This is a genomic window from Nocardia sp. CDC159, assembly GCF_023740735.1.
GTDB lineage: Bacteria > Actinomycetota > Actinomycetes > Mycobacteriales > Mycobacteriaceae > Nocardia > Nocardia pulmonis.
This window is the reverse complement of record NZ_JAMRXH010000001.1, coordinates 403,491-425,476: the sequence shown is the minus strand read 5'-3', so window position 1 is coordinate 425,476 and position 21,986 is coordinate 403,491. Positions and strand designations below refer to the sequence as shown.

The window sequence follows — 21,986 nt, the reverse complement described above, 5'->3', positions numbered from 1 at the left end:
AGTGGATATCGCGGAATCGGAATACGCGACACGAGGAGGCGGGCGGTCGGCCGGTGGCCGCGCGCCCGCCTCGGTCGGGTGATGTACCGCCGCAAGGGATCAGGGCAGGGTGTAGGAGGACAGATAGTTCCATTGGGCGTCGCGCAGCGCCGCGGCCTTGGCCGGGTCCCTCGGCCAGCCGTGCGGCTCACCGGCCATGGTCGCCCACACCTCGGTGATACCGGCGTTGCACGGGCTGTACTGGTGGATCGCCGACCAGAAGCCGACATTGATCTGCGAGCTGCTGGGTTCGGTCGGGCAGCCGTTGCGCAGATTCCACTGATGGACGTTCTGCCTGCCGACCGGTTGCTGCGAGTACAGATCCTGACTGCCCTGATACACGCCCACCGCGATCGGCCTGCTCGGATCGCACGGTGAGATCGGCACATTCAGGCGGTAGATCCACTCGGTGAGCGGTGTCAGGCCCATCAGCGGCCCCAGGCCCAGATCCAATGCGACCGCGAGGCTGCTCGCGCTCGGCACCGTCGCATCCGAGCCCTGCCAGGACACGACCGCGGCGAACACGTCCGCCGCGTCACAGGCCATCCGGTTGGCCATGATCGCGCCCTCGGAGAAGCCCCAGTTGTACACGCGCCTGGCGTCCACACAGTAGGAGCTCTTGATATCGGCGACAACGTTTTTCAGATACGCCACATCGAACGAGCCCTCGTTGAAGAACCAGACGTTGCCCGGATAGATGATCGACCCGACCACCGGCCCGATGATCGGCAGCCGATCGGTCCGCACCAGCGTCCGGCTGTAGGCCACGATGAAACGATGCTCGGCCGCGTACTGCGTCCAGCCCGTGTGCTGCTCGATGTTCTCCGCGGTCGCGTTCGCCCCGTGATTGAGAACCAGCAACGGCGCCGCCTCGGTCAGCCCGGGCGGCACATAGAGCAGATAGCTGCGCTCGACATCGATCACTCCACCGTGTTCCAGCGGAAATGGACTCTTGATCGTCCGCGATACGGGCCCATCCGTAGGCGCCAGCGAACATGTCTGCGCCGCCGCGGGCGCCCCCGGCGCCACCACGGCCACGACCCCCACTCCAAGCACGACACACGCAATCGCGACACCGATCCGCCGGAACGGCCCCGCAAGGTTGAAACGATTACCCATACCTGCTTATAGCCACACCGAGCGGTTTGTTAGCTGGATCACATAACATTCCCTCTTGGGCCATTCCGTTCTGGAAACTCGGCTTCCGAGGTCCGTATGGACTTCTATTCGGCCAAACCCGTCAGTGGGCGGGCGTAGCGTGCCCGGCCATGCCGTCCCGAGTCCACGAAGCGCTGATCGAGCTGATTCGCGTGCGACCCCAGCTCGTCTCGGAATTGTTGATCTCCGTGGTCGGCATGCGATTACCCGAGTTCGACCATGTGCGATTGGATTCGGCTGACTTTCCGGATATCGACCCGACCGAGTACCGGGCGGACGCGGTGGTGAATATGTACCTTGACCTGGTGATGGCCACCTTGCCGAAGGTGGCCCAGCGATACCTGGAGGCGCTGATGCGGAGCACTACACGGCAACCCATGAGCGACTTCTTCCGCGGGATCTACCGCGAAGGTGTCGCCGAGGGCGAAGCCAAGGGAGAAGCCAAGGCGCTGCTGGCCGTGCTCGCCGCTCGGGGAATCGATGTTCCGGCCGAACTCGAAGCGCGGGTCCGTGAGTGCGGGGATCCCGAGACGCTCGAAGGGTGGATCCAACGTGCGGTGATCGCTGATTCGATCGACGAGATCTTCGCCGACTACGGCAAGCACGACGAAGCCCCCGGCCGGATCCCGGCCGGGGGCTTCGGTTGATCGGCCTCAGTTCTTGGCGGCCAGGGCCTTTGCCTCGCGGCGGCGGCGGTGCAGGATCGGCTCGGTGTAGCCGTTGGGCTGCTTGGTGCCCTCGAGGACGAGCTCCTTGGCGGCCTGGAAGGCGACGCTGGCCGCGAAGTCGGGGGCCATGGGCTTGTAGTTCTTGTCGCCCGCGTTCTGGCGGTCGACCACGGGGGCCATGCGCTCGAGGCTTTCCACCACCTTTTCGGGGGTGATGATGCCGTGGCGCAGCCAGTTGGCCATCAGCTGGCTCGAGATGCGCAGGGTGGCGCGGTCTTCCATCAGGGCGACATCGTGGATGTCGGGGACCTTGGAACAGCCGACGCCCTGGTCGATCCAGCGGACCACATAGCCGAGGATGGACTGGGAGTTGTTGTCCAGCTCGTTCTTGATCTCCTCGGCGGTCCAATTCGGTTCGGCCGCAAGGGGGATCTCGAGCAGCTGGTCCACCGAGGCGCGGGCGCCGCCCTTGGCGATCTCGGCCTGACGCTTGAACACGTCCACCAGGTGGTAGTGGGTGGCGTGCAGGGTCGCGGCCGTCGGCGAGGGCACCCACGCGGTGGTGGCACCGGCGCGCGGATGGCCGATCTTCTGCTCGAGCATGTCCTTCATCAGGTCGGGCATGGCCCACATGCCCTTACCGATCTGCGCCTTGTGCGGCAGGCCGGTCGCGAGGCCCGTGTCGACGTTCCAGTCCTCGTAGGCCAGGATCCACTGCTGCTTCTTCATATCGGCCTTGCGGACCATGGGCCCGGCCTCCATGGAGGTGTGGATCTCGTCGCCGGTGCGGTCGAGGAAGCCGGTGTTGATGAAGACCACGCGCTCCTTGGCGGCGGCGATACAGGCCTTCAGGTTGACCGTGGTGCGGCGCTCCTCGTCCATGATGCCGACCTTGAGCGTGTTGCGCGGCAGGCCCAGCACGTCCTCGATGCGGCCGAACAGCTCGTTGGTGAAGGCCACCTCGTCCGGTCCGTGCATCTTCGGCTTCACGATGTAGACCGAGCCCGTGCGGGAGTTGGTCAGCTTCACGTCCGCGCGCAGCGAGTGCTTGGCGATGAGCGAGGTGATCAGGCCGTCCAGGATGCCCTCGGGCACCTCGTTGCCGTTCTGGTCGAGAATCGCGTCGGAGGTCATGAGGTGTCCGACATTGCGGACGAACAGCAGCGAGCGGCCGTGCAGCACGAGATCCGAGCCGTCGAGGGCCTTGTACACCCGGTCCGGGTTCATGGTGCGGGTGAAGGTCTTACCGCCCTTGCTGACCTCCTCGGCCAGATCGCCCTTCATCAGGCCCAGCCAGTTGTGGTAGCAGAGCACCTTGTCCTCGGCGTCGACCGCGGCGACCGAATCCTCGAAGTCCATGATCGTGGTGACCGCGGACTCCAGCACGACGTCCTTGACGCCCGCGTCGTCGGTCTTGCCGATCGGCGAGTCCGGATCGATCTGGATCTCGATGTGCAGTCCGTTGTGCTTCAGCAGCACCGCGGTCGGATTCTCGGGCTCGCCGAGGTAGCCGACCAGGGCCGAGGCATCGGCCAGGCCGATCGTGGTCTCGTCCTCGAGGGTGACCTCGAGTTCGCCGTCGACGATGGCGTACTTCTTCGAGCCGACGTGCGATCCGGTGATCAGCGGGACCGCGTCGTCGAGGAAGTTGCGGGCCCACTCGATGACCTTGTCGCCGCGGACCTTGTTGTAGCCGGTGCCCTTCTCCGCGCCGCCGGTCTCGGGGATGGCGTCGGTGCCGTAGAGGGCGTCGTAGAGCGAGCCCCACCGGGCGTTGGCGGCGTTGATCGCGAAGCGGGCGTTCATCACCGGCACGACCAGCTGCGGACCCGCGGTGGTGGCGATCTCGTCGTCGACGTTCTGGGTCGCGATCTGGAAGTCGGCGGGCTCCTCGCGCAGGTAGCCGATCTCGGCGAGGAACTTCTTGTAGGCGGCCTTGTCGTAACCGGCGCCCGGGTTCTCGGCGTGCCAGGCGTCGAGCTTGCCCTGAATCTCGTCGCGCTCGGCCAGCAGGGCGCGGTTGCGCGGGGCGAGGTCGTTGATGACCTGTTCGGCACCCGACCAGAACGCGGCGGAATCGACGCCGGTGCCGGGGAGCGCCTCGTTCTCGACGAACTCGTGGAGAACCCTCGCCACCTGCAGTCCGCCGACCTGAATCCGCTCTGTCATCTACTGCCTCATTTCGAGAAAGCCGGATGGAAAAAGTACGCCTGTCATGTTACTCGGCGGTAGTCAACGGGGATTGTGACCCCGGCCCCTTGATTGTATCGGCTGGTACATTTAATGTACTACTCGGAACATTTCACCGGGAGGGGCCGCCGATGGGACTGTCGGACAAGGTCGTTGTGGTCACCGGGGGCAGTCGGGGCCTCGGGCGGGAGATGGTGCTGGCTTTCGCGGCGGCCGGGGCCGATGTGGTGATCGCCAGTCGCAAGTTCGACGCGTGCGCGCGGCTCGCGAAACGGGTCGCCGACGCCCACGGCCGCCGCGCACTTCCCGTGGCGTGCAACGTGAGCGAGTGGGCGCAGTGCGACGCCCTGGTCGAGGCCTCCTACGCCGAATTCGGGCGGGTCGACGTGCTGGTGAACAATGCGGGTGTCTCGCCGCTGTATCCAAGCCTGGATCAGGTCAGCGAGGCACTGTTCGACAAGGTCGTCGGGGTGAATCTCAAAGGGCCGTTCCGGCTCTCGGCCCTGATCGGCGCGCGGATGGCGGCCGCGGATGGCGGCGCGATCATCAATATCTCCTCGCTGGAGGCGGTGCGGCCGGAGCCGCTCGCGGTGCCGTACGCCGCGGCCAAGGCGGGGCTGAACGCGCTCACGCTGGGGCTGGCCCAGACCTACGGTCCGGCGGTGCGGGTCAACACGATTCAGTGCGGCCCGTTCGCCACCGACATCTCGTCGGCCTGGTCCGAGGAGTTGCGTGCGGAGATGGGCAGGCATACCGCCGCGGGTCGGGTCGGCCAGCCGCACGAGATCGTGGGTGCGGCACTGTATTTCGCCGACGCCGAGGCGTCCGGCTACTGCTCGGGGGCGACGCTGGCCCTGGACGGGGGCTGGAAATGACGACGGCACCGGCGCGCCGCCGGGGACGTCCCCCGGCCGCGACGGCGGAGCAGACCCGCTGGCGCATCACGCGGGTGGCGGTGGAGCTGTTCGCGGCCAAGGGCTTTCACGGCACCGGTGTCGCCGAGATCGGCGACCGCGCCGATGTGCAGCGCGGGGCGCTGTACTACCACATCGGTTCCAAGGAGGAGCTGCTGTTCCAGATCCTGCGCGATTACACCGCGGTGATGGACGCCGAGGCGAGCGAGATCGAGTCGAGCGACGACGACCCGGTCACCAAGCTGCGCAGGCTCATACACAGCCACATCCGGCTGATCATCGAGCACCGGCTCGAGGTCGCGATCCAGCTGCGCGACGTCTCGGCGCTGACCGGTGAGCGCGCCGCCGACCTGCAGGAGCTGCGCGACCAGGTGCAGCAGCGCTGGCAGCGGGTGATCGACGCGGGGCATGCGGAGGGGCTGCTGCGCACCTCCGATCATGTGATCACCAACGGCATTCTCGGCATGCTCAATTCGGTGACCCTCTGGTACCGCCCCCGCGGCGGCCACGGTCCCGACGCCATCGCGGATTTGCTCGCCAGCACCGTCCTGGACGGACTCGTCCATTCGACAGATACGAAAGGCTGATCATGGCTTGGGATTTCGAGACCGATCCGGAGTACCAGCGCAAGCTGGACTGGGTCGCCGAGTTCGTCCGTACCGAGGTGGAACCGCTCGACCTGATCGGGCTCAACCCGTACAACCGGACCGATCCACAGGTGCGCGCGCTGCTGCGGCCGCTGCAGGAGCAGGTGAAGGAGCAGGGGTTGTGGGCCTGCCATCTCGGGCCCGAACTGGGCGGTCCGGGGTATGGGCAGTTGAAGCTGGCCCTGCTCAACGAGGTGCTGGGCACGTCGATGTGGGCGCCGCTGGTGTTCGGCTGCCAGGCGCCGGATTCGGGCAATGCGGAGATCCTCGCCCATTTCGGCACCGCGGAGCAGAAGGCGAAATATCTGCAGCCGCTGCTGGACGGTGAGATCGGCTCCTGTTATGTGATGACCGAGCCCACCGGCGGTTCCGATCCGACCTCGTTCCGGACCACGGCCGTGCGGGACGGTGAGCACTGGGTGATCAACGGCGAGAAGTGGTTCAACACCGCCGCCGAATTCGCCACCTTCCATATCGTCATGGCGGTTACCGATCCGGACGCGCCGCCGCATCAGCGGCTGTCGATGTTCATCGTGCCCGCCGACACCCCGGGCCTCGAGATCGTCAAGAACTTCCACGTACACGGCTTCAGCGAGCACGAGGCCCATCTGCGGTTCACCGATGTGCGTATTCCGGTCGATCATCTGCTGGGCGCGGAGGGGCAGGGCTTCATCGTGGCGCAGACCCGCCTCGGCGGTGGCCGCGTGCATCACGCCATGCGCACGGTCGCCCTGGTGCGCAAGGCCTTCGACATGATGTGCGAGCGGGCGGTGTCGCGGCCGATGGGCAATGGCGTGCTGGGCGGTAAGCAGATGACCCAGGAGCGCATCGCCGATTCCTGGATCGAGATGGAGCAGTTCCGCCTGTTGGTGCTGCGCACCGCCTGGCGCATCGACAAGGAGCAGAACTACCTGAGGGTGCGTAAGGACATCGCCGCCATCAAGGTGGCCATGCCGAAGGTCATGCACGACATCGCCCGGCGCGCCCTGCATCTGCACGGAGCGCTCGGCGTCAGCGAGGATCTGCCGTTCGTCGACATGCTGAACTACGCCGAGGTGATGGCCATCGCCGACGGGCCGACCGAGGTGCACAAGATCACCCTCGCCAAGGAGGTGCTGAAGCAGTACGCGCCCGCGGATCCGGTGTATCCGAGCGGCTATCGGCCGGTGCTGCGCGAGCAGGCCCGCGAACTGGTGGCCCGCAGATTGGAGCACGCCGTCGGGAACCTCTGACCCGGGTGTCGGACGGGCACGGCGGCCAAAGCGCGTCGGCATCGTTGCCGGCCCGTTACCCTGGGCGCTGCAAGTCCATTGCCTGATGTGAGGAATACCCATGGGTAGCACCGTGATCGATCTCGCCAATGTGCTCATCATGCACATCAACGCGTTCTGGAACTGGGCCACGACCGGTTCGTCCGGAATGCCCCCGCTGTGACGCGGTGAGCGAGATACGCCGAATGCCACGTGAAAACACGTGGCATTCGGCGTTTTCGGCTCAACCGCGCGGTTCGATCCACAGCGCCTCGGCCGTGGCGCACCGGAGGCCCTCGGGCGTCGAGATCGCCACGCCCACCGTGTATTTGCGACCCTCGGTGGCGATCGGCCAGGCATGTACCAGATACTTCTCACCTGCGCGCATCGGCCGATGGCGAGTCACCCGCATGGCCGCGGTGACCCCACCGGGCCGCATGCCCGACAGCACGATCGCGGCCCAGCCTCCGGGGCAGTCCAGGGCCGCCCAGACGGTGGGCGGGGGGAGCAGGCCATCGGGCCCGGCCAGCTCCCGATCGGGAACCCACGCCGCCACCACCATATTCCGCCCCCGCAGCCCCCACGGATACAAGCGCAATCCGCGCCCCGGCCGACAGGCGGTCCCACAGCCGTAGCAATCGGGTATCGCGCGCTCGACCGCGGCGGATTTGGCGGAAGCCTCCCGCGCCCGCGCCCATGACGGTGGTTCCGGCACCACCACATCGGGCCCAACATCCCGACCCACCTCGGCCAACAGCACCGCCTCGGCATCGAGAAGCGCCCAGCCCGTACCGGTTTCGGCCAGCGTGATCGGCGTCTCGACCGGTATCGCCCGCCGGAAATCGACACGCAGGCCGAGACTTTCGGAACCGATAGACGCGATTCGGTTCCCGGCGTCGAGTCGAAGGGCATCGTCATCGGGCGGGCAGTGCAGGACGTCGCCACCGGATGGGCCGCGCCGGAGGTCGTCGGACTCGCGGCGCGGGAGGTCGCTGTCGGATCCGCCACGCGGACAGCTGTCCTCGGGTGCGTCGCGCGGGGAGTTGTTGTTGGACTTGCCACGTGCGGGGTCGTTGTCGGACCTGTCGCGTGGGACGTTGCCGGGTGCGCTGTGCGAGGAGTCGTTGTCGGATCGGCCGCACGGCGAGTCGTTGCCCAATGGGGCGCGGGGAGAGTGGTTGGCGAATCCGCCGGAAGGGGAGTTATCGCCGGAATTGCCGCGCGAGGAGTTGTTTTCGGGCTCGAGGCACGCGAAGTCACCGGATTCACCGCACGGAGCGGTGCCGTTGGCGTCGACGTGCGGCGGGTTCTCGGCGGAGCCGATGCGCGTGGCAGTGCTGCCGGACCCGATCCGTTCGACCTTGCTGCCAGCGGGGATCCGGGCGGTGTCGGCACCGGGAGCGACGCGCAGGAGACCCCGCTCTGCGCGCGCTGCCAACAGCCCCGCCACATAGCCGCCGAAGGCCACGCCCGGATAGCCGTGGATGTGGGCGGGGATCATGATCGTTTCGGGGTGGGTGGTCATGCGAAGTCCGTGCCGCCGCCGTCGACGTGGATCTTTTGGCCGGTGAGGTATTCGGCGCGGTTGGAGACCAGGAAGCGGACCGTGTTGGCGACGTCCTCGGGGCGGCAGACGCGGCCGAAGGGGGCGGCGGCGTCGAGCTGGTGGATGTCGTCGATGCCCGCGACGGCTCGGACCAGGCGGCGGCCCATTTCGGTATCGACCAGGCCGGGGGCGACGATGTTCACCCGAATGCCGTGGCGGCGCTCCTCTTTCGCGAGGGTGAGGGCCAGGGCCTCCAGGGCGGATTTCGCCATCGCGTAGGGTGCGCTGCCCGCGGCGTGCTGTGCGACGGCGGTGCTGGAGATCATCACGATATCCCCGCGCGGGCGGGTGCGCATGGCCGGGAGTATCAGCCGGGTGACATGATGCGCGCCGAGGGCGTGCGTGGCCAGCACCCGGAGCAGTTCGGCCGGATCGGTATCGGCGACGAAGCGACCGCGGCTGGCGATCCCGGCGTTGTTGACCAGAATGTCCACCGGCCCGAGCTCGCCGAGCACCCGCTCGACCATGCGCTCGTCCTCCTCGACCGAATCCACGCTCGCCCGCACCGCGATCGCGCGCCGCCCCACCGCCTCGACCGCCGCCACCGTCTCGCGCGCGGCCCCGTCATCGGCCCGATAGTTGATCGCGACATCGGCTCCATCCGCGGCCAACGCCAGCGCGATCGCCCGTCCGATTCCCCGCCCCGCGCCGGTGACCAATGCGACGCGTCCCGCCAAACTCATAGCGCCGACGCTACCGGGCGAACGGATTGTCGACCAGGCGGTCGCGGTGGCAACGGCGCTGACCGGGGTGGGCAATTCATGCGGTTGCTACGTCGCCCTGAGCTCTTCCGGAGGAGGCTTCCGCGCGTGGGTGAAACCGGTTGTGGGCGAACCGATATCGGATGTCGGTGCCGACCGGCATCCTGGTCTGTGCGCGTCTCGTTTTCGGTGGGGCCGTTGCTGGCCGAGTTAGTGGGTGGGCTGATTGCTGATGGGGTGATTCGGGAGGGAAATCGCGCCGCCGCAGTGCGGGCAGGGGAGGGTGGGTGGTGTGGGTGGGGGTGTGCCCGTGGAGTATTCGATGAAATCGCGGAAGCGTTCGGCGCTGTGTAGTTCGATGCCGAAGAGGTTGTCGAAGGCCCAGGCCATTTCGGTGAGGCGGGCGCCGGGGGTGGTCTCGGGGCCCAGGAGGGCGGCGCCGCGGCGGGCGGTTTCGGCGAGCTGGCGGTCGAGTTCGGCGTTGATCGCGCCGGTGCGGGCCCAGATGTCGGGTTCGATGCGGTAGCGCTCGCGTCGGCCCTCGCGCTCCCGGGTCAGGAGGCCGGTGGTGGCTAGGTAGGCCACCGCCTTGGAGATGGACGCGGGGCTGACGCGCAGATGGGCGGCCAGGTCGGCGGCGGTGTGCCCGTCGGCGTCGGCGAGGAGCAGGTGGGTGAAGACCCGGGCGACCATGCGGGGCAGGCCCATTCGTATCCAGATGGCGACCAGTTGATCTCCTATCGTGTGAATCGCTGCGGCGTCGGGTCCGGTGGGGGCGACGGCGGGGGCCACGGTGGGTGGACGGCGGCGGGCGCGTTGCTGGGTGGCTCGCTGGGCCGGTTCGGCGCGGTAGGCGTCGGGGCCGCCGTTGCGGGAGATTTCCCGGGTGACGGTGGAGGTGGGGCGGTTGATCCGGCGTGCGATCTCGGCGTAGGTGAGACCCGCGGCGAGGCCCGCGGTGATCTGTCGGCGCTCGGGGTAGGCCAAGCGACGTCCCGGCATCGAGTGCTCCCTGATTGTCGGTGGTTGGATTCCAGGGTGGCATTCGCGGGCAACTCATTGCAACGTCGAATTGCGTTGCTGCGCACCACCATTGCAACGAAATGTAGATAATTCGCCGCTCACCTGCGAATTTGCAAGCCGAATCATTGCCTGGCTCGTGAACGATTCCTACCGTGGGATCAGCTCACGGAGGAGGAGAGATGACCGAAACAGCCGGTGACGCAATCACATTGCCGCTGGAGCGAGATCCGAGACGCCCCTACGATCCGCCCCGCGGACTGGCCGAGTTGCGCGCGCACAGCCCGCTGACCCGCCTGCGCTTCCCGGACGGGCATCTGGGCTGGTTGGCCACCAGCCATGAGCTGGTGCGGGCGGTACTCGCCGATCCGCGTTTCGGCGCCCGCTACGAACTGGTCCACGATCCGGTCAACGATTCCGGTGGCACCCTCCCACCGGCCCCGCCCGGCGACCTGAGCGGCATCGACGCGCCCGGGCACACCCGGCTGCGCCGAGCGGTGGCCGCCCGATTCACCGTGCGCCGCATGGGGTTGCTCACCGAGCGCATCCACCGGATCTGTGCCGAACATCTGGATGCGATGGACCGGACGACCCCGCCCCTCGATCTGATGAGCGCGTACGCGCAACCGGTTCCGGCGCTGACGATCTGCGAACTGCTCGGCGTGCCGTACGACGATCACGAGTTCTTCCAGCAGCAGGTGTCGACGGTCATCGAGCCCGAGTCGTTCGAACAGATGGGCGCGGCATGGCAGGAGGTGGCGGAATACCTCGCCCGCCTGGCCGTGGCCAAACGCGCCCGGCCCACCGACGACGTGCTGAGCGAGCTCACCGCGACCGATCTGACCGACGAGGAGGTCGCGGGCCTGGCCACATTCCTGCTGGGCGCCGGGTTGGAGACCACCCGTAACATGATCGCCTTCGGTGTCATGGTGCTGCTGGACCATCCGGACCAGCTCGCGGCCCTGCGTGCCGATCCGGACCTGGCCGACTCGGCCGTGGAGGAGCTGCTGCGCTATGTGACGATCGCACACACCGGCGCCCGCGCGGCACTCGAGGATGTCGAGCTGGGCGGGCAGCTGATCCGAGCGGGCGAGACCGTGGCCCTGTCGGGCAGCGCCGCCAATCGGGACCCGGACCGTTTCGACGATCCCGACGTCCTCGACCTGCGCCGCCGCGCCACCGGCCACGTCGCCTTCGGTCACGGCGCGCACCTGTGCCTCGGCCATCAGCTGGCCCGAGTGGAGCTGCGGATCGCCCTACCCGCCCTGCTGACCCGATTCCCGCGGCTGGCACTGGCGATCGAGCCCGAGCAGGTCCCGCTTCGATACGGCAATCTGCTCGGCGTGCGGCGGCTGCCGGTCACCTGGTGAGGGTGGTCGCGCCGGAGGTCACGCAAGCGGCTGGGCGCCACGCTGATTCAGCATGACCGCCATCAAGCCCAGTTCCTGGCTCTGCGCGGTGAGCATAGCGCGTGCGGCCTCCTTCACCGCGCCCGCGCGGATCGCGCGGTCGGCGGCGCGGGCCATGGTGATGCCGCCCTGGTGGTGGCGGTACATCAGTTGCAGGAACAGGATTTCCGCGTCCCGCCCGCGCGCGGCGGCGAGGCGGTCCAGTTCGGACATGGCGGCCATACCGGGCATCGCGGCGGGAGCGGGTTGCGCGGCGATGGCCGAATCATGATGGGCCGCACCGGGATCGGTCATCCACGCCATGGGCTGGCGGGCGGTGGGGGAGGCATTGGCCAGCCGCAGCCAGCCCAGCAGGGTGCCGATCTCGGTGCGCTGGGTCTGATCGATCTGCTGGGCCAGTCGCCACACGGCCGGATCGACGGTCGGATCCAGCCGCGCCACCATCAGGATCGCCTGCTGATGGTGAGCGGTCATGTCCTGGGCGAAACCGATCTCGGTGTCGTCGAGAACCCGTGGGGCGGCGGTGGTGTCGGGCAGCACCAGCGGGCGCAGGGCGGCGCCGATCACCAGCAGGATCAGCGCCGACGCGAGGTAGGCCAGGACTCGCATCACGACCCCACGATCGAACGCTGATCCGGCGGCGGCGTGTACACGTCGTTGTCCAGTCGCAGCACCATGAAGCCGTTGTCGTTGCAGGTCGTCCACAGCTGGTTGCCGTGCCACTCCGGCGGGGCGAAACACCAGTCGGTGGAGACGTCGCCGAAGGCGAGCATGCCGGTGCGCGGCGAGAGCGCCTGCCACGGATCGAACTGCCCGTTGAGCATCGCGCGGGCCATCGAGAAGCCCTGCATCACGGGCGGGCCGATGAGCGAGGCCAGCGCATGCGGGGAGTTCCACAGATCCAGGTTCTGGCCGGTACGCGCGGGCGGGTTGTAGTAGGCGATCTCGCGCACGCGGTACGGATCGCGCACATCGAACACCCGGATGCCGGACGATTCCCAGCCGCAGGCCAGTGCCGTGGGATCGTTCGGCCGGTCGGCCGCGCAGTAGTGCGGATCGTAGGAGAACGCCGAACCGCCCATCGCCGAGGCCAATTGACTGTCCAGGTGGACGGGCAGGTTGATCTCGAGCTTGAGTTTGGCCGCGACCCGAGGGTTGGTCTCGTCGGAGATATCGATGAGTTTCACCCCACCCGAGCCGCCCTCGTCCACCGTGAACAGATGGGGCTTGCCGCCGTAGGTGACGGGAATGCTGTGCTGGGTGGCCCAGCCGTCGGTCCAGAACACCCGGCCGATGTGGTGCACCTGCGGAGTGGGGTCGCGGCGCTGCACGGCGCTGATGTCCAGGACGGTGAAACCGCCCAGCGCCGAGAGATACATGCGGTTGCCGTCGGGGCTGATGCCGAAGCCGTGCGCCTCGATACCGGTCAGACCCTGCCAGACGACGCGCGGATTGGCCGGATCGGTGAGATCGATCGCGCTGACGAAGCCGGGCGCGACGCCGGAGGACCAGTAGGTGCGCCCGTCGGGGGAAAAGCCGCCCTCGTGCGTGGTGATCGGCAGCGGCATGGCCAGATTCGTGCCCGGGCCGGGATTGAGCAGCCGGGGATGGGCGCAGTCGGAGATGTCGTAGACCGACAGGTAGCCGACGCCGGTGCCGATCGGAACGCCCGTTCCCACCAGCAGCTTCCGCTCGGCATTGACCTTGAGGCTCTCCCAGGTGCCCTGCACCATGGCCGGTTCGGTGAGCGAGCCGGTGAGGACCGGATTGGCCGGATCGGAAACGTCGATCACCTGCACGCCCCGGGCCGGATCGAGCAGGTTGCCGGGAAAGAACGAGCCGGTGTAAGAGCAGTGGTCGTAGGTGGTGGAGGTGATCCCGCCGCCATGTCCGACGAAGCCACCCACCCTGGACATATTGCAGCTGTAGCCGCGCGTGCTGCGCCCGCTGTTGCGATCGGCGGCCGGAACATCGCCCTGCAGACCGGTTTCCGGCGCCGAGCCCGGCCCGCAGTCCGCCCGCGGGACCGACACCTGTCCCACATCGAGAAACTGCCGGACCTGATCGGTGATCTCGGACCGCAGATCCGCCGACGCTCCGCCCAGCGGCAGCGCCGCCGCGCCGAGCAGCGCTACCGCCAGTACGACCAGCGGCTTCGAGCGCCGAAACCTGTTGAACCGCAACATTGCGGCACCCCCAACCATCGAACCTTCACCCGCCGATACGCGACCCGCACTACCGCGTACCGGCGGTTACGCCAATACGTCGAAACGGTAACCCATTCACCTTCTCGGGACGGGCGTTTTGGAACAAGATCTCGTTTCGAAACGGATCAGGCCGCCGCGAGCAAGCCCTCGGCCGCGGTGAGCAGGCGAGTCCGCAGCGGGGCGGCGCGCTCGGCCAGGCGGGCCTGGCCGCGGACGTATTCGGCGCGGCCGGACGGGGTTTCGATGGGGACCGGGGTGTAGCCGAATTCGGTGAGGTCGTAGGGGCTGGCGCGCATATCGAGTTCGCGTGCGGCGCAGGCCAGTTCGAAACAGTCCAGGAGCAGGGCGGAATCGAGGAGGGGGGCCAGTTTGAACGCCCATTTGTACAGGTCCATATTGGCGTGCAGGCAGCCGGGCTGTTCGCGGTGGATCTGATCGTCGCGGGTGAGGAGGTCGGCGTTGCGGGGGACGGCCGCGGGGGTGAAGAAGCGGAAGGCGTCGAAATGCGTGCAGCGCAGCGGCATCGACTCCACCACCGCGTCGGTTCCGGAGTGGCCCAGGCGCAACGGGACCTGCCGATGGCGGACGTCGTCGGTGCGGTAGACCATCGCCCACTCGTGCAGGCCGAAGCAGGACAGGTGGGCGGGGCGCGCCGCGGTGGCGCGCAGCAGTCGCGCGACGAATTCCACGGTGTCGCGGCGGCGGGCCAGGAATGCCGGATCGGCGGTCCACACTCCGGGCATCGGCCGCTCGCCGGTGCGAGTGTGGCCGGTGTCGGTCGAAACCCGGTGATAGCCCCTGGAATTCGCGTACTCCACGGCGTTCTCCAACCCCACCCCGTACCCCGGATGCCAGCGGCGCAGCTGGGCGGGTTTGTGGCCGTAGTAGGTGAACAGGAAGTCGATCACGGGATGCTTCGACCCGGCGGCGCGCATCTCCAGGTAGGGGCCGATGAGCTCGTCCACCCGGTCCCGATGCGCCGCCGCCCGAGCCCGCCACTCGCGCTCGGGCAGGACGTCGATGAGATTCGGTGCACTCATTCCGCGATCCGGTGGGTGGCGTCGCGCACCGTGCCCACGAACTCCTCCACCAGATCCTCGAGCGCGACGATGCCGACGGTATTGCCGCGCGAATCGACCACGCGACCCAAATGGCTGTTGGTGCGGCGCAATCGGGCCAGCGCCTCGTAGAGCGTGGTGCCCATGCTGACCGTGGGCAGCGGGCGGATGTCGGCACGCGGGATCGGCGTGGCCGGGCCCGCCGAATCGTCGGCGACCTTGTCCAGCACATCCTTGACGTGCAGATAGCCGACCAGCGAGCCGTCGGAGGCGCGCACCGGATAACGGGAGAAGCCGGTCTCGGCGACCGCGGTCTCGATATCGCCCAGGGTGGTGCCGTCCCCGCGCAGCGGTACGCACCGGGTCTTGGCCAGCGGCACCATGACATCGGCGATGATGCGGTCGGTGGTGCCCAGCGCCTGGGTCAGCCGCCGGTGCTCCTCCTCGTCGAGCAGACCCTCGGACCGGGATTCGCCGATCATCTCGGCCAACTCCACCGTCGAGACCGTGGCGTCGAGTTCGTCCTTGGGTTCGATGCGCAGCGCCCGAAGGGTCAGATTCGCCGCCAGGTTGTACAGCGTGATCAGCGGGCGGGCCAGTCGCAGCCACAGCAGCAGCATCGGAACCAGCAGCAGCGCAACGCGTTCCGGCCCGGCCAGGGCGATGTTCTTGGGGATCATCTCGCCCAGCAGCATGTGCAGCATCACCACCAACCCCAGCGCCAGCGCGAAGGCGATGGGATGTAACAACTCCGGCGGCACACCCAGCAGCTCGAACGGCCGCTCCAGCAGATGGGCGACCGCCGGTTCGCCGATGCGACCCAGCAGCAGCGAGCAGATCGTCACGCCCAGCTGCGCGGCGGCCAGCATCATCGACAGCTGTTCACCCGCGCGGATGACCGTGGTGGCGCCCCGCTTGCCCTGGGCGGCAAGGGCTTCCAACCGGTCGCGGCGGGCGGTGATGAGCGCGAACTCGGCGCCGACGAAGAAGGCGTTGCCGCCCAGCAGCGCCAGCGCCAGCACGATTCCGAACATGTCACCCATGGCTGAGCTCCCAGCTCTGCAGCGCGTCGGCGTCGACGGGGCGCAGCAGCACGCGGTCGATGCGGCGGCCGTCCATCCGTTCGACGCGGGCCAGCCAGCCGCCGTCGGCCTGCTGGCCGTTGCTGGGTTCGGGCAGCAGGACCTCGTCCCCGGCCACCGGGATGCGGCCGAGCCTGGTCAGCACCAGGCCGCCCAGGGTCTCGTATTCGCCCTCGGGGGCGTCGTAGCCGGTGGTGCGGGAGACCTCGTCGATGCGCAGCAGGCCCGAGCAGTTCCAGCCCGCGGGCGTGCGGCGGACATCGAGTTCCTCCTCGTCGTGCTCGTCGCGGACGTCGCCGAGGATCTCCTCGATGATGTCCTCCATGGTGACCAGGCCCGCGGTGCCGCCGTATTCGTCGACGACCAGGGCGACCTGCATACCGTCGGCGCGCACGCGGTCGAGCACGGTGTCGCCGTCCAGGCTGGCCGGGACGATCGGCACCGGATGGGCGATCGAGCGCAGCTTGACCCGGTTGCGTTGCGAGACCGGGTGCAGGAAGGCCTGTTTGATGTGCACGATGCCCAGCGTGTTGTCCAGATCGCCGTCGATGACGGGGAAGCGGGAGAAGCCGGTGCGGCCCGCGGCGGCGATGAGGTCGGCGACGGTGTCGTCCTGGTCGAGGGTCTCGATCTTCACTCGCGGGGTCATCAGCTCCTCGGCGCTGCGCTCACCGAATTCCAGCGACCGATCCACCACCAGCGCGGTGCGCTGATCCAGGACGCCGCGCTTGGCCGAGGTGCGCACCAGCGAGCCCAGTTCCTGCGGGGAACGCGCCGAGCGCAGTTCCTCGGCCGGTTCGATGCCCAGCTGGCGCACCACCCAGTTGGCGCTGCCGTTGAGAAAGCGGATCAGCCAGGCGAAGACGGCGGAGAAGGCGATCATCGGCGCGGCCGTCCAGCGCGCGGTGGTGAGCGGGGCGGAGATCGCGATGTTCTTGGGCACCAGCTCGCCGTAGGTCATCGACAGCGAGGTGGCCAGGACCAGGGCCAGCACGAGCGAAATGCCGTGCGCGGCGGCGGGACCCGCGCCGAGGGCGGTGCACACCGGCTCGATCAGCCGGGCCAGGACGGGTTCGGCGATATAGCCGGTGACCAGGGTGGTGATTGTGATGCCCAGCTGAGCGCCGGACAGCTGGAACGACAGGGTGCGATGGGCCTGACGGACCTGGCGGGCGCGCAGATCGCCCTCCCGGGCGTGCGCCTCGACGGTGCTGCGTTCCAGTGCGGTGAGGGAGAATTCGGCCGCGACGAACAGGGCGGTACCGGCGGTGAGTGCGACGAAACCCACCAGGGAGGCCACCGTGAGCACGACTGACACTGTCAGCACCACCCCGAATGAACGGGAGGAACTGCGGGAGCGGAGGCGCCGGGTTGGTCACCCGGCTCGGTAGAGGAGCCCTCCTGAGTGGCGCCCTGGGACGCGGGTGACAACTGGTTCCTTTCGCAGGTGGGAGTGGAGTACGTGCTCGATCTCGAGTCGATGAGACGGCTCGGGTACCCACATGTTACCGGGTTCTTTACCGGCTTCCCGCAGCGCGCTGCCCCATGTTCCGGCGTCGGGCCGGGCCCGAATCCGGCCGCGCCGCGCGTACCGCATCGCGATCACGCGAGGTCCCGGCCGCGAATCCGCCGGGTGCACGAGGATGCCGGATCGACCGGTCGATCCGGCATCCTCGTGGTCGAAATCACCAGCCCGACGGCAGCGGGCGGCCCTCGGCGAAGCCCGCGGCGGACTGCACGCCCAGCACGGCCTTGTCGTGTAGCTCGGCCAGGCTGCGGGCGCCCGCGTAGGTGCAGGCGCTGCGCACGCCCGAGCAGATGTGGTCGATGAGGTCCTCGACGCCGGGGCGCTCGGGGTCCAGGCGCATGCGCGAGGAGGAGATGCCCTCCTCGAACAGGGCCTTGCGGGCGCGGTCGAAGGCGCTGTCGGAGGCGGTGCGGGCGGCGACCGCACGCTTGGATGCCATGCCGAAGCTCTCCTTGTAGGAGTTGCCGTCGCGGTCGGTACGCAGATCGCCGGGCGATTCGTAGGTTCCGGCGAACCAGGAGCCGATCATGACGTTCGACGCGCCCGCGGCCAGCGCCAGGGCCACGTCGCGGGGGTGGCGCACGCCGCCGTCGGCCCAGATGTGCACGCCGAGTTCCTTTGCGGCGGCGGCACATTCGGCGACGGCGGAGAACTGCGGGCGGCCCACGCCGGTCATCATGCGGGTGGTGCACATCGCGCCGGGGCCGACCCCGACCTTGATGATGTCCGCGCCCGCCGCGGCCAGATCGCGGGTGCCGGCGGCGGAGACGACATTGCCCGCGACCAGCGGCACGCCCAGCTTCAGGTCGGCGACCGAGCGCAGCGCCTCGAGCATCTTGACCTGGTGGCCGTGGGCGGTATCGATCACCAGCACGTCGGCGCCCGCGTCGACCAGTGCCTTGGCCTTGGCCGGGATGTCGCCGTTGATGCCGACCGCCGCCGCGACGCGCAGCTTGCCCCGCGCGTCGACGGCCGGGTCGTAGATGCCCGCGCGCACCGCGCCCTTGCGGGTCATGACACCGGCCAGGGTGCCGTCGGCCTCGGTCAGCACGACGAGGTGGGAATGGGAGGTCTCGAGCAGGTCGAACAGCTCGCGCGGGGCGGTGTCGGAGGGCGCGGTGAGGAAGTCGGTCTCGGCGACCGTGTGCAGCCGCGCGAAACGGTCGACATCGGTGAAGGAGTCCTCGGTCACCACGCCGACGGGCTTGCCGTCCTGGATCACCACGACCGCGCGGTGGGAGCGCTTGTGGATCAGCGCCAGCGCCTCGGAGACGGAGTGATCCGGGCCGAGGGTGACCGGGGTCTCGGCGGTGAGCGAGCGGCTCTTGACGTAGGAGATGGTCTTGGTGGCGGCGCTGATCGGCAGATCCTGTGGCAGCACTACGATGCCGCCGCGGCGGGCGACCGTCTCGGCCATCCGCTTACCGGCGACCGCCGTCATATTCGCCACGACGATCGGGATCGTCGTACCCGTCCCGTCGGTGGTCGACAGGTCGACGTCGAAGCGCGACGCGACATCCGTCTGGTTGGGGACCAGGAAGATGTCGTCGTAGGTCAGGTCGTACGGCGGCGTGTGGCCCGGTAGAAATTGCACTCCGGCAATTCTACGGGAGTGCTCCGGGTGTGCTGAGCCTGCGTCCTCGATCGTTCCGGAATACTTTCGCCCGGAAAGACACGCCGTAATGACGGATCAGTCGCGGGCGAACAGCCGACGCCACCACGCGGGGCGCGCATGTGCGGGCGGTTCGGCCGGATTCGCGGCGGGGGCGGGTCGTTGCCTGGCGGTTCGCCACTGCTCGACGATCTCGTCCACATCGACCGGAGCCACATGTACGTACGGTCCGTGCGGCATTCGCAGCCAGTTCGTGATGCGATCGTTGAGTTCGGCGGTGTACTCGCGCACCCGGACCTCGGAGCTCATCCGGGCAACGGTCCGCGGCAGTCGCTCCAGATCGCGCTTGAGAATCAATGAGGGTGGCAGAATTCCGTCGCCGCCGACCTTTTCGCGGCGCAAATAGTCCTTCAGCCACCAGTTCTCGTCGAAGGGCTGCCCGGCATCCGGCAGCGGCTTGCCCTTGCCGGGCAGATCGTCGAAGTCGCCGCGTTCGGTCGCCTCGCGAATCTGCCTGTCGATCCACGACTCCTGGCTCATGCCCGCGGGTTTGCGCTCGGTCATTTCATCCCCCTTGATGATCTGTCCGGTGCGTCCAGTTTACCGATCGGAAGGATTGTGGCCGCGGCGGCGGGTGTGGATCCGCTTGGCGGGACCGCGCTTTCGCGCGGCCGGGGTCGCTGGCGGGGGAGCGGACGGGTCCGGGACGGGGCGGCCCGAGGGATTTCGGGAACCGGTCAGCGCCGCCAGCTCGGGATCGTCGGGGCGCACGTGCGATGACTCGGCCGCGACGCCCGCCTCGGCCATCAGCTTCTCGGTCGCCGCGCGTTCCTCGTCGGTGACGAGGGTGACGACCATGCCGGTCGCGCCCGCGCGGGCGGTGCGGCCCGCGCGGTGCAGGAAGGTCTTCGGGTCGATGGGTGGGTCGACGTGGACGACCAGGGAGATGTCGTCGACGTGGATGCCGCGGGCGGCGACGTCGGTGGCGACCAGGACCGGTGCGGTGCCGTCGGTGAAGGCGGTCAGGGCGCGGGTGCGCTGGGTCTGGGCCTTGCCGCCGTGCAGGGCGACCGCGGCGACACCGGAGGCGCGCAATCGCTGGGTGAGCTTGTCGGCGGCGAACTGGGTGCGCACGAACAGCAGCGTGCGACCCGCGCGGGCGGCGATGGCGGTGACGATCGCGCGCTTGTCGGCTTTGCGGATGTGCAGCAGGTGGTGCGCGATCGCCGGTTCGGTGGGATCGGGTCGGGACGAATCCGGTTGGGCGGCGGCGTCGGTGGTGATTGTGATCGAGTGGCGGACCGGGTCGCGCAGGTAGCGCTCGACGAGGGTGTCCACCGCCGCGTCGAGGGTGGCGGAGAACAGCAGGTGCTGGCTGTCGGCGGGGGCCCGGTCGAGCAGGGCCGTCACCTGATCGAGGAAGCCGAGCTCGGCCATGTGATCGGCCTCGTCCACGGCGACCACCCGCAGCGCGTCCAGGGCGACGGCGCGCTGGCCGAGGAGATCGGTGAGGCGGCCGGGGGTGGCGATGAGCAGATCGACGCCGCGGGACAGTCGGTCGGCCTGGCGCTTGATCGGAACGCCGCCGACGGCCGTGCCCAGCCGCACGCCCGCGGCGAGCGCGGGCTCGTCGAGGGCCCGTTCGATCTGCAGCGCGAGCTCGCGGGTCGGCGTCAGGATCAGACCGCGTGGTTTCTTGGGGGCGGCCGCGCCGGAGCGGATCAGCATGGGCAGCCCGAAGGCCAGCGTCTTGCCCGAACCCGTTGCGGCCCGGCCCAATACGTCGTGACCGGCCAGAATGTCCGGAATCACGGCCGCCTGGATCGGGAATGCCGTCTCCAGCCCGATCCGGCGTAGCGCCTGCACCAGCGCGACCGGCAGACCCAGGTCGGCGAAGCGGGGTTCAGGCACTGAACAACCGGCTCAGCTCGACCAGCCACGGAATCGCCACCGCCAGGGTGGGCACCACCAGGATCGCCGCCGCGGCCAGATACGCCGCGGTGGCGATGCGCAGATCGCCCAGCGGTCCGGCCAGGCGCTGGATGCGGATGAGGGTGGTCGGCCCGCCCACGGCCATCGCCCCCTGCGGCGCGGTGGAATTCGAGCAGGCCACCAGCGCGCGGGCGAGCGGGGTCGGGCCGGTGACCTTGACCGCGGAATCGTCGGCGAGCAGTTCGATCAGCAGCTTCACCGAATCCAGCGCCGACTTGCTGCGCACGAACCGCGGAAACGCCTCGTGTGCCGCGGTGAACGCCTCGAGCACCAGATCGTGGCGGGCGCGCAGATGGGAGCGCTCGTGGCTGACGATCGCGGTGAGCTCGGCCTCGGACAGGTTGGCGAAGGTGCCCTGGCTCAACACGACTCGTCGCCGCAGCCCGGGCAGGCAGTAGGCGATGGGCTCGGTGGCGGCGAGGACGCGGATATCGGCGGATTTGGGATCGGCATGGCGATAGTCGCCGCCCTGATCGAGCAGGTCGACCAGCATGCGATGGCGGGCGCGGCGGCGGCGGGTGTGCACCCCGACCCGGATCGCGGCATAGATCAGGCGCGCGCCGACCAGCAGCGTGAGCGCGAACACGATCACATAGGCCAGCCACAGCGGCAGGCCCAGCGCATCGATCTCCTTGGTGGGCGAGGTGGTGGGCCGTCCGTCCGGGCCGGGGACCAACAGCTCGCTCGCGATCGCCAGACCGGACCCGAACGCGCTCAGCACCGCGGCCAGCGCCACGGCCTGCCACAGCACCAGTGCGGCGCGCGGCGTGCGATACGGCCAGGTGGCCCGAGCGAGCAGGGACGGCACCGGTCCCGCGAGAAGCAAAGCGAGACCGGCGAATACCGGCGCGGTTGCGTTCATGCTCAGCTCACTGCGTTGTGGGGCCAGGGGCCCGAGATCGCGG

Annotated in this window: 19 protein-coding genes; 5 read left to right on the top strand and 14 right to left on the bottom strand. The window is 68.7% G+C overall.

Features of this window, described 5'->3' with window-relative positions:
* Positions 1 to 99: 99 nt before the first annotated feature.
* Positions 100 to 963 (bottom strand): PHB depolymerase family esterase, encoded by an 864-nt coding sequence (locus tag NDR87_RS02015; protein ID WP_251909083.1) that lies wholly within the window; start codon positions 961 to 963, stop codon positions 100 to 102.
* A 344-nt stretch (positions 964 to 1,307) separates the two neighbouring features.
* Between NDR87_RS02015 and NDR87_RS02010 the strand changes: the two genes are divergently transcribed.
* Positions 1,308 to 1,844, top strand: coding sequence for a hypothetical protein (locus NDR87_RS02010; protein ID WP_251909084.1), 537 nt, complete (start codon positions 1,308 to 1,310; stop codon positions 1,842 to 1,844).
* 6 nt (positions 1,845 to 1,850) lie between these two features.
* Here NDR87_RS02010 and NDR87_RS02005 read toward each other — a convergent pair whose 3' ends face one another.
* A complete protein-coding gene (locus NDR87_RS02005; protein ID WP_251909085.1) occupies positions 1,851 to 4,034 on the bottom strand; it encodes a malate synthase G in 2,184 nt (727 codons plus the stop codon).
* Between the two features lie 152 nt (positions 4,035 to 4,186).
* On the opposite strand from NDR87_RS02005, the gene NDR87_RS02000 reads away from it, so the two are divergent.
* Genes NDR87_RS02000 through NDR87_RS01990 form a run of 3 tightly spaced genes read left to right on the top strand, consistent with a single transcriptional unit; the run spans position 4,187 to position 6,848 of the window.
* Positions 4,187 to 4,930, top strand: coding sequence for an SDR family NAD(P)-dependent oxidoreductase (locus tag NDR87_RS02000; protein ID WP_251909086.1), 744 nt, complete (start codon positions 4,187 to 4,189; stop codon positions 4,928 to 4,930).
* Complete coding sequence (locus NDR87_RS01995) at positions 4,927 to 5,556, top strand: TetR/AcrR family transcriptional regulator (RefSeq protein WP_251909087.1); 630 nt, start codon at positions 4,927 to 4,929, stop codon at positions 5,554 to 5,556. The genes NDR87_RS02000 and NDR87_RS01995 overlap by 4 nt, the downstream gene beginning before the upstream one ends.
* 2 nt (positions 5,557 to 5,558) lie before the next feature.
* Entirely contained in the window at positions 5,559 to 6,848 is a 1,290-nt protein-coding gene (locus NDR87_RS01990; protein WP_251909088.1) for an acyl-CoA dehydrogenase family protein, read from the top strand.
* A gap of 262 nt (positions 6,849 to 7,110) precedes the next feature.
* Here NDR87_RS01990 and NDR87_RS01985 read toward each other — a convergent pair whose 3' ends face one another.
* The 3 genes from NDR87_RS01985 to NDR87_RS01975 all read right to left on the bottom strand — a co-directional run bounded on the left by NDR87_RS01985 (position 7,111) and on the right by NDR87_RS01975 (position 10,175).
* On the bottom strand, positions 7,111 to 8,391 hold the full coding sequence (locus tag NDR87_RS01985; protein WP_251909089.1) for a PaaI family thioesterase: 1,281 nt from the start codon (positions 8,389 to 8,391) through the stop codon (positions 7,111 to 7,113).
* Positions 8,388 to 9,155, bottom strand: coding sequence for an SDR family NAD(P)-dependent oxidoreductase (locus NDR87_RS01980; protein ID WP_251909090.1), 768 nt, complete (start codon positions 9,153 to 9,155; stop codon positions 8,388 to 8,390). The genes NDR87_RS01985 and NDR87_RS01980 overlap by 4 nt, the downstream gene beginning before the upstream one ends.
* A gap of 228 nt (positions 9,156 to 9,383) precedes the next feature.
* Complete coding sequence (locus tag NDR87_RS01975) at positions 9,384 to 10,175, bottom strand: helix-turn-helix domain-containing protein (protein ID WP_251909091.1); 792 nt, start codon at positions 10,173 to 10,175, stop codon at positions 9,384 to 9,386.
* A 200-nt stretch (positions 10,176 to 10,375) separates the two neighbouring features.
* Here NDR87_RS01975 and NDR87_RS01970 point away from each other — a divergent pair, with 200 nt between their 5' ends.
* Positions 10,376 to 11,563 carry a cytochrome P450 gene (locus tag NDR87_RS01970; protein WP_251909092.1) on the top strand — a complete coding sequence of 396 codons (1,188 nt, stop codon included), beginning with the start codon at positions 10,376 to 10,378 and terminating at the stop codon, positions 11,561 to 11,563.
* A gap of 18 nt (positions 11,564 to 11,581) precedes the next feature.
* On the opposite strand, the gene NDR87_RS01965 is transcribed toward NDR87_RS01970, so the two are convergent.
* From NDR87_RS01965 to NDR87_RS01925, 9 genes are all read right to left on the bottom strand, one after another.
* On the bottom strand, positions 11,582 to 12,211 hold the full coding sequence (locus NDR87_RS01965) for a DUF305 domain-containing protein (protein ID WP_251909488.1): 630 nt from the start codon (positions 12,209 to 12,211) through the stop codon (positions 11,582 to 11,584).
* Complete coding sequence (locus NDR87_RS01960; protein ID WP_251909093.1) at positions 12,211 to 13,788, bottom strand: LVIVD repeat-containing protein; 1,578 nt, start codon at positions 13,786 to 13,788, stop codon at positions 12,211 to 12,213. The genes NDR87_RS01965 and NDR87_RS01960 overlap by 1 nt, the downstream gene beginning before the upstream one ends.
* Positions 13,789 to 13,934: 146 nt before the next feature.
* The gene (locus tag NDR87_RS01955; RefSeq protein WP_251909094.1) at positions 13,935 to 14,849 is read right to left on the bottom strand and encodes a 3-methyladenine DNA glycosylase; all 915 of its coding nucleotides are present in this window, start codon (positions 14,847 to 14,849) and stop codon (positions 13,935 to 13,937) included.
* Complete coding sequence (locus tag NDR87_RS01950) at positions 14,846 to 15,910, bottom strand: hemolysin family protein (protein ID WP_251909095.1); 1,065 nt, start codon at positions 15,908 to 15,910, stop codon at positions 14,846 to 14,848. The genes NDR87_RS01955 and NDR87_RS01950 overlap by 4 nt, the downstream gene beginning before the upstream one ends.
* The gene (locus NDR87_RS01945; protein WP_251909096.1) at positions 15,903 to 17,267 is read right to left on the bottom strand and encodes a hemolysin family protein; all 1,365 of its coding nucleotides are present in this window, start codon (positions 17,265 to 17,267) and stop codon (positions 15,903 to 15,905) included. Before NDR87_RS01945 ends, NDR87_RS01950 begins: the two co-directional genes overlap by 8 nt.
* Positions 17,268 to 17,634: 367 nt before the next feature.
* Positions 17,635 to 19,071: a GuaB1 family IMP dehydrogenase-related protein gene (locus NDR87_RS01940; RefSeq protein WP_251909097.1), complete on the bottom strand. Its 1,437-nt coding sequence runs from the start codon at positions 19,069 to 19,071 to the stop codon at positions 17,635 to 17,637.
* Between the two features lie 96 nt (positions 19,072 to 19,167).
* Positions 19,168 to 19,653: a DUF1992 domain-containing protein gene (locus tag NDR87_RS01935; protein WP_251909098.1), complete on the bottom strand. Its 486-nt coding sequence runs from the start codon at positions 19,651 to 19,653 to the stop codon at positions 19,168 to 19,170.
* A 36-nt stretch (positions 19,654 to 19,689) separates the two neighbouring features.
* A complete protein-coding gene (locus tag NDR87_RS01930) occupies positions 19,690 to 21,000 on the bottom strand; it encodes a DEAD/DEAH box helicase (RefSeq protein WP_251909099.1) in 1,311 nt (436 codons plus the stop codon).
* Positions 20,993 to 21,943, bottom strand: coding sequence for a M56 family metallopeptidase (locus NDR87_RS01925; RefSeq protein WP_251909100.1), 951 nt, complete (start codon positions 21,941 to 21,943; stop codon positions 20,993 to 20,995). Before NDR87_RS01925 ends, NDR87_RS01930 begins: the two co-directional genes overlap by 8 nt.
* Positions 21,944 to 21,986 lie beyond the last annotated feature (43 nt).

Coding starts and splice junctions, on each gene's coding strand:
- NDR87_RS02010 (WP_251909084.1), top strand. CDS start 1,308: ATGCCGTCCCGAGTCCACGAAGCGCTGATCGAGCTGATTCGCGTGCGA.
- NDR87_RS02005 (WP_251909085.1), bottom strand. CDS start 4,034: ATGACAGAGCGGATTCAGGTCGGCGGACTGCAGGTGGCGAGGGTTCTC.
- NDR87_RS02000 (WP_251909086.1), top strand. CDS start 4,187: ATGGGACTGTCGGACAAGGTCGTTGTGGTCACCGGGGGCAGTCGGGGC.
- NDR87_RS01995 (WP_251909087.1), top strand. CDS start 4,927: ATGACGACGGCACCGGCGCGCCGCCGGGGACGTCCCCCGGCCGCGACG.
- NDR87_RS01990 (WP_251909088.1), top strand. CDS start 5,559: ATGGCTTGGGATTTCGAGACCGATCCGGAGTACCAGCGCAAGCTGGAC.
- NDR87_RS01985 (WP_251909089.1), bottom strand. CDS start 8,391: ATGACCACCCACCCCGAAACGATCATGATCCCCGCCCACATCCACGGC.
- NDR87_RS01980 (WP_251909090.1), bottom strand. CDS start 9,155: ATGAGTTTGGCGGGACGCGTCGCATTGGTCACCGGCGCGGGGCGGGGA.
- NDR87_RS01975 (WP_251909091.1), bottom strand. CDS start 10,175: ATGCCGGGACGTCGCTTGGCCTACCCCGAGCGCCGACAGATCACCGCG.
- NDR87_RS01970 (WP_251909092.1), top strand. CDS start 10,376: ATGACCGAAACAGCCGGTGACGCAATCACATTGCCGCTGGAGCGAGAT.
- NDR87_RS01965 (WP_251909488.1), bottom strand. CDS start 12,211: ATGCGAGTCCTGGCCTACCTCGCGTCGGCGCTGATCCTGCTGGTGATC.
- NDR87_RS01960 (WP_251909093.1), bottom strand. CDS start 13,788: ATGTTGCGGTTCAACAGGTTTCGGCGCTCGAAGCCGCTGGTCGTACTG.
- NDR87_RS01955 (WP_251909094.1), bottom strand. CDS start 14,849: ATGAGTGCACCGAATCTCATCGACGTCCTGCCCGAGCGCGAGTGGCGG.
- NDR87_RS01950 (WP_251909095.1), bottom strand. CDS start 15,910: ATGGGTGACATGTTCGGAATCGTGCTGGCGCTGGCGCTGCTGGGCGGC.
- NDR87_RS01935 (WP_251909098.1), bottom strand. CDS start 19,653: ATGACCGAGCGCAAACCCGCGGGCATGAGCCAGGAGTCGTGGATCGAC.
- NDR87_RS01925 (WP_251909100.1), bottom strand. CDS start 21,943: ATGAACGCAACCGCGCCGGTATTCGCCGGTCTCGCTTTGCTTCTCGCG.